The following is a 5,648-nucleotide window of genomic DNA, read 5'->3' as shown; positions in this document are numbered from 1 at the left end:
GCCTCTTCTCTTTGAATGGTGGCACATACGTTGGTAAGAGATGGGGGTTCAGGATTCATGAGAATTTGACTGCGCAGATCTTCATAATCTGGGCCAAGGCTGGCTAGAAGTTGGAAAATCTTATCCTCCTCTTCTCGTTTCCTTAACTCTGCTGCATCAGTTGTAAAGGGACGATATAATGCCAGTTCGTTCCACATATTCTTCATGCTTCCCAGCAATTGAACATAGGACTTGTCATTCTTTTGAAGATTTGAAAGATCCCTTTTTAACTGGAAAATACGGACTGCATTGTTCTGATTTCCATACATCTCCTTCACAGTTTCCCATAGTTCCATGGAGGATCCAGAGTAGCTAAAGATCTCTGCGATTTGATTCTCCATAGAATTGAGTAGCCATGACATTACCAGTTGGTCCTTACACTGCCAAGCTTCATATGCTTGTGAAGAGGGGTCAAGGGGTTTGATATGACCATTGATATAGCCAAGCTTTGATCTTCCACCAAGAAGCGACTTAATTGGTACTGTGAATAGTCGTCTTGCTCCGGATCGTCGCTGGCCACCAGGTGTGAAAATACCGACATTACCTTTACTTTTGTGTCGCCTGTAACATACGTGATCAACTCATCAACTTCGGTTTCGTCAAAACCTAATCGGTGCATTCCTGTGTCAATTTTCAAATGAACCGGGTAGGTATGTTCGTAATCAGGCAGGAAATTCAAAAAGCCTTTTAAGATATCCAGGTTATACAACTCTGGCTCCAGTTTATATTTTAAAATGGCCTCAAAAGCGTAAGGCTCCGGGCTCATCACCATAATAGGCAAAGTAATTCCCGCTTTCCGAAGGGCAATGCCCTCATCGGCATAAGCAACGGTCAGGTAATCGACTTTGTGGTATTGTAACACGTTGGCAATTTCGAAACTTCCACTGCCATAGGAAAATGCTTTGACCATGGCCATTACTTTAACGCCAGGTTTTAATTTTGATTTATAAAAACGAAGGTTACTCAGCAAAGCATTTAAGTTGATCTCCATTACAGTATCATGGATTTTCTGCGTCAGTAATTTACTGATACGTTCAAACTCAAACTTCCTTGCCCCCTTCACTAATATCGTTTCATTATTGAAATGCTGCGCGGGAAAATCGTCAATAAAAGCTTGTGTAGTTTCATAAAAATCAGTCTCCATATCAAAAGATTCAGTGAATTCAGTAATATGAGGACCTATTCCAATAAGCTTATTCACCTGTTTCTGGCGCAGCAAAAAAGCGATCTCTTCATACAACGACAGGTCATTTTTTCCAGTTTCGTAGAAATCAGATAAGATTACTGTTTTGCGTGCATGTTGATTTTGGGAGTTTAAAAAATCAAGCGCAATAGCCAGCGAGGAGATATCGGCACTATAGGAATCATCGATTACTGAACAATTGTTAATCCCATTTTTCAACTCCAGGCGCATACTGATGCGATTCAGTTTCTCCAGGCGCAAGTCTGCCTCTTCCGCTGTATAACCCAAAGCCAATAAAGTAGCCCAGCAAATGATGCCGTTTTCTACGGATGCTTTATCACTAAAAGGAATCAGGCATTGAACTTCCATGCCTTTATATAAGGCCCGGAGATAACTTCGGTTGTCGATAGGCTCTACAAATAAAACCTTAAGGTCAGCATCCTGCTTCATGCTCCAGGAGAACTTTATCTGCCCCGGAAGCTCTTTTTCACTCAGTTCGGGAGTGTATTCGGGGTTATAAATAAAGGTTTCTACCTGCTGAAACAACTTTAGTTTCTCCAGCAGTTTATCTTTTCGTGAAGAAAAACCCTCTGCATGAGCCTCGCCGATATTGGTTAATATGCCTATGGTGGGCTGAATGATATCGGCCAGCACCTGCATTTCTTCATTTTTTGATACACCTGCTTCAAATATTCCAAGGGTGTGTTCCTCACTAATCTGCCATACGGATAACGGTACTCCAATTTGAGAATTAAAACTCCTGGGGCTTCGCACCACATTATAATCAGGCGCCAGCAGCTGATACAGCCATTCTTTCACGATGGTTTTACCGTTACTACCGGTAATGGCCAGGACTGGCAAGGTATACCGTTGTCGGTTGTCACGGGCAAGTTGCTGCAGTGCCTGGAGCACATTGTGTACCACCAAGAAATTGGCATCATCAAAGGGTGATAAAAAAGTAATATTGCTGATGACAAAATTTCGAACGCCACGCTCATAAGCATCCTTGATAAACTCATGCCCATCGCGCTGGGCAACGATGGCAAAGAAAAGTGTGCATTCCGGGTCTATCACGCTTCTGCTGTCAATTACCAGGTTGTCTATAATGGAATCCGGTTTAGCTAAATGAGCATCGGCATGAATTAAATGACCTATATATTGAATGTTATGGTTATTTTCCATGTTATCTTATTTGTCCCTCTCCTCTAATCAACCATTTATAACTTGTTAACGCCTCGAGTCCCATTGGACCTCTCGCATGAAGTTTCTGTGTAGAAATACCAATTTCTGCACCCAAACCAAACTGCCCACCGTCAGTAAAGGCCGTAGAAGCATTGGCGTATACTGCTGCTGCGTCTACCTCGTTTAAAAAGCGTTCGAGGTGTTCCGGATGCTCTGAAATAATGGCCTCACTGTGTTTAGAGCTGTAAACGGCAATGTGTGCTAATGCTTCATCCAGGCCAGCTACTGTTTTCACTGACATTTTGTAATCCAAAAATTCTGTACCATAGTGTTCAGCACTGGCCGGCTGTAATAAATGTTCAGGATAATGTCCTTTCAAATGTTGATAGGCTTGTTCATCAGCAAAAACCTCCACTTGTTGATCGGCCATTAATGACAGCATTGAAGGCAAATCGTCCAGGCGATCCTCATGAATCAACAGGCAGTCGAGTGCATTACACACACTGACCCGCCTGGTTTTTGCATTCATGATAATGGCTTTCCCTTTTTCCGCATCGCCATCTGAATCGAAATATATATGAACAATTCCTGCACCGGTTTCAATGACAGGGATGCGGCTGTTTTCGCGAACATAATTGATCAGCTGTTGACTACCACGGGGGATAATGACATCTACATAACCTACTGCATGCAACAAATCATGTGTGGCCTGGCGGTCTGAAGGTAACAAAGTTACAAAAGCAGGATTAAGGTGGTGTGCCTTCAATACATCCTGAATGATGGCTGCAATGGTCAGGTTAGAATGTGCAGCGTCGCTGCCACCTTTCAATACACACACATTACCTGTTTTGAAACATAATGAAAACACATCAAGCGTAACATTGGGCCGGGCTTCATAAATAACACCCACTACCCCCAAAGGCACAGTTACTTTTGAAATCTTCAAAGCATTGGGCATGGTTTTTTCCAGCAGCACCTGCCCTAGCGGGCTGCTTAAAGCAGCCACTTGCCTGATGTCGTTGGCGATATCAGCAATGACTTTCCTTGTTAATTTTAAACGATCATATTTAGGATCTTCAACAGCCATTAAAGCTAAATCTTTAGCATTTTCCGTTATAATTTGTGAGCTATGTTGATCCACAGCATCGGCCAGATCCAATAATACGGCATTGATTTGTGTAGTATTCAGAAGCGAAATCTCCCTTGATGCTTCCAATGCATGCTGGAAGTAACGATTATTTTCCATGTTGATGTGCTATTCGCTATTAATTCTTTACGGCGTAAAAATAATTATAATGTACCAATGGTTTCTGGCCCTTTTCACCAAGCCTTTCCCTGGCTTTATCGGCACCATACTCAGCAATACCAAGGCCAATCAGTTCATCATCCTCTCCCACCAACTTAATAATATCACCTTTGGAAAATTCAGTTTCTACAGCCAAAAGACCTACAGGCAATAAACTGCTGGCTTTTCCAGACAACAAAGCTTCTTTGGCACCAGCATTTAACTTAACAATGCCTGTAGCTGAGTTCTCGGAATGTGCAATCCACTTCTTTTTACCGGAAGTGTTCTTTTCAGCTAAAAAATGAGTGTTAATCACTTTTCCCGCCATTAAATCCGTTATCACGTTTTCACGGGTGCCATTGGCGATGTGTACAGGTATACCCAATTTGGCCACTTTCTGGGCCATGGAAAGTTTCGTAACCATGCCACCACGGCCAAATCCCGACTTCATTTTTGTGATAAAAGAAGCCAGATGGTTGGCGCCTGGTTCAATTACCTCGATGACTTTACTGGCCTCGAGTTTGGGATCGCCGTTATAAATACCATCCACATTAGAGAGAATGATGAGGGCATCAGCATTTAACATCGAAGCAATTAAACCGGCAAGCTCATCATTATCCGTAAACATGAGTTCAGTTACCGACACCACATCATTCTCATTCACCACGGGGATGACCTGGTGCTTCAACAGAATGTCCAGGCAGTTTTTAATGTTCAGGTAGTGCATCCGGTCGCGAAAGTCCTCTTTAGTCACCAGCACTTGTGAACATAACAAATCATGTTTCCCAAAAAGTTGCAGATAGGTGTTAATCAGTTGTATCTGCCCAATAGAGGCAAGGAGTTGCCTGGCTGCTACGGTATTTTGTTTTTCCTGAATCTTGATTAAACTTCTTCCTGCAGCAACCGCCCCCGAAGAAACCACAACCACTTCTATTCCTTGTTTTTTGATCGCTGACAACTGTGCAACAAGGTGTTCCATACGTTGAACATTAGGTAAACCATCTTCACGGGTCAGCACATTGGAGCCAATTTTTACGACAACCCTGCGATAACTGTTTTTCATGCCCTAATGTAGGTATTTACCACCTGATTTTCTGAAACTAGCTTATTTGATCTGTACCTTTAATTTGATATGCGTAAATTTGAAGAATTGGAAACAAATGATAAGAAACCGCCCGTATATGACAAGAAAACTGCCTTAGCAAAGGCAGAGCATTATTGTGCATACCAGGAACGGGCACAGCAAGAAGTGCGTAATAAATTATATGATTGGGGGCTGCACTACGCAGAGGTTGAAGAAGTGATCTCTGAATTGATTGTCACCAACTTTTTAAATGAGGAAAGATTTGCCAAAGCCTATGTTTCGGGTAAATTTAACATCAATAAATGGGGAAAGATTAAAATTAGGCAGGGCCTGAAATTTAAAAAGGTTCCCGAGAAGATGATTATTCGTGCTTTAAACGGACTGGATTACGACGATTACCTGAAAGCAATAGCCGATGCAGCAGAGAAAAAATTACGTACAATCACAGAAAAAGACCCTTATAAAAAGAAGCACAAGCTTATTTCGCACTTGTTGAGCAGGGGATTCGAAAATAATTTAATTTTAGAGGTACTGAACAACAACAACTTACTATAAACCTCATTTTTTTTTATAAAAATAACTTGCAGAAAATAGATTTGTACCTATATTTGCATCACCAAAACGAAATAAACTCCTTTAAAAAGCAGTTTTCTGAAGTTTAAAAAACTACGGATGTAGTTATCAAAATGCGAAAGTAGCTAAGTCGTCGTAGCCATGTCGTTCTGTGTGCCAAGGAGTTGTCCCTCTCTATTGTCTTCCTAAGACCGCTTGGCCTCCGACTTATATTTGCATCACCAAAACGAAATAAACTCCTTTAAAAAGCAGTTTTCTGAAGTTTAAAAAACTACGGATGTAGTTATCAAAATGCGAAAGTA

At 41.6% G+C, this 5,648-nt stretch carries 5 protein-coding genes; 1 reads left to right on the top strand and 4 read right to left on the bottom strand.

The annotated features are described in order from the left end of the window. The 4 genes from ACR2F3_RS00580 to proB form a co-directional block, all read right to left on the bottom strand. Window positions 1-380, bottom strand: a 380-nt coding sequence (locus ACR2F3_RS00580; RefSeq protein WP_432708038.1) for a hypothetical protein, incomplete at its 3' end; no start/stop codon positions are given. A 20-nt stretch (window positions 381-400) separates the two neighbouring features. Continuing rightward, window positions 401-2,404 (bottom strand): bifunctional UDP-N-acetylmuramoyl-tripeptide:D-alanyl-D-alanine ligase/alanine racemase, encoded by a 2,004-nt coding sequence (locus ACR2F3_RS00575; RefSeq protein ID WP_432708037.1) that lies wholly within the window; start codon window positions 2,402-2,404, stop codon window positions 401-403. Between the two features lies 1 nt (window position 2,405). Next, entirely contained in the window at window positions 2,406-3,650 is a 1,245-nt protein-coding gene (locus ACR2F3_RS00570; RefSeq protein ID WP_432708036.1) for a glutamate-5-semialdehyde dehydrogenase, read from the bottom strand. Between the two features lie 19 nt (window positions 3,651-3,669). Further along, window positions 3,670-4,752 (bottom strand): glutamate 5-kinase, encoded by a 1,083-nt coding sequence (proB, locus tag ACR2F3_RS00565; protein ID WP_432708035.1) that lies wholly within the window; start codon window positions 4,750-4,752, stop codon window positions 3,670-3,672. Window positions 4,753-4,821: 69 nt separating this feature from the next. Here proB and ACR2F3_RS00560 point away from each other — a divergent pair, with 69 nt between their 5' ends. Beyond that, window positions 4,822-5,328, top strand: coding sequence for a regulatory protein RecX (locus ACR2F3_RS00560; protein ID WP_432708034.1), 507 nt, complete (start codon window positions 4,822-4,824; stop codon window positions 5,326-5,328). Window positions 5,329-5,648: the final 320 nt, after the last annotated feature.

The organism is Pedobacter sp., from assembly GCF_045627485.1.
Lineage (GTDB): Bacteria > Bacteroidota > Bacteroidia > Sphingobacteriales > Sphingobacteriaceae > Pedobacter.
Note: the sequence above shows the minus strand (reverse complement) of the source record. Positions and strands in the feature narration are given on the sequence as shown.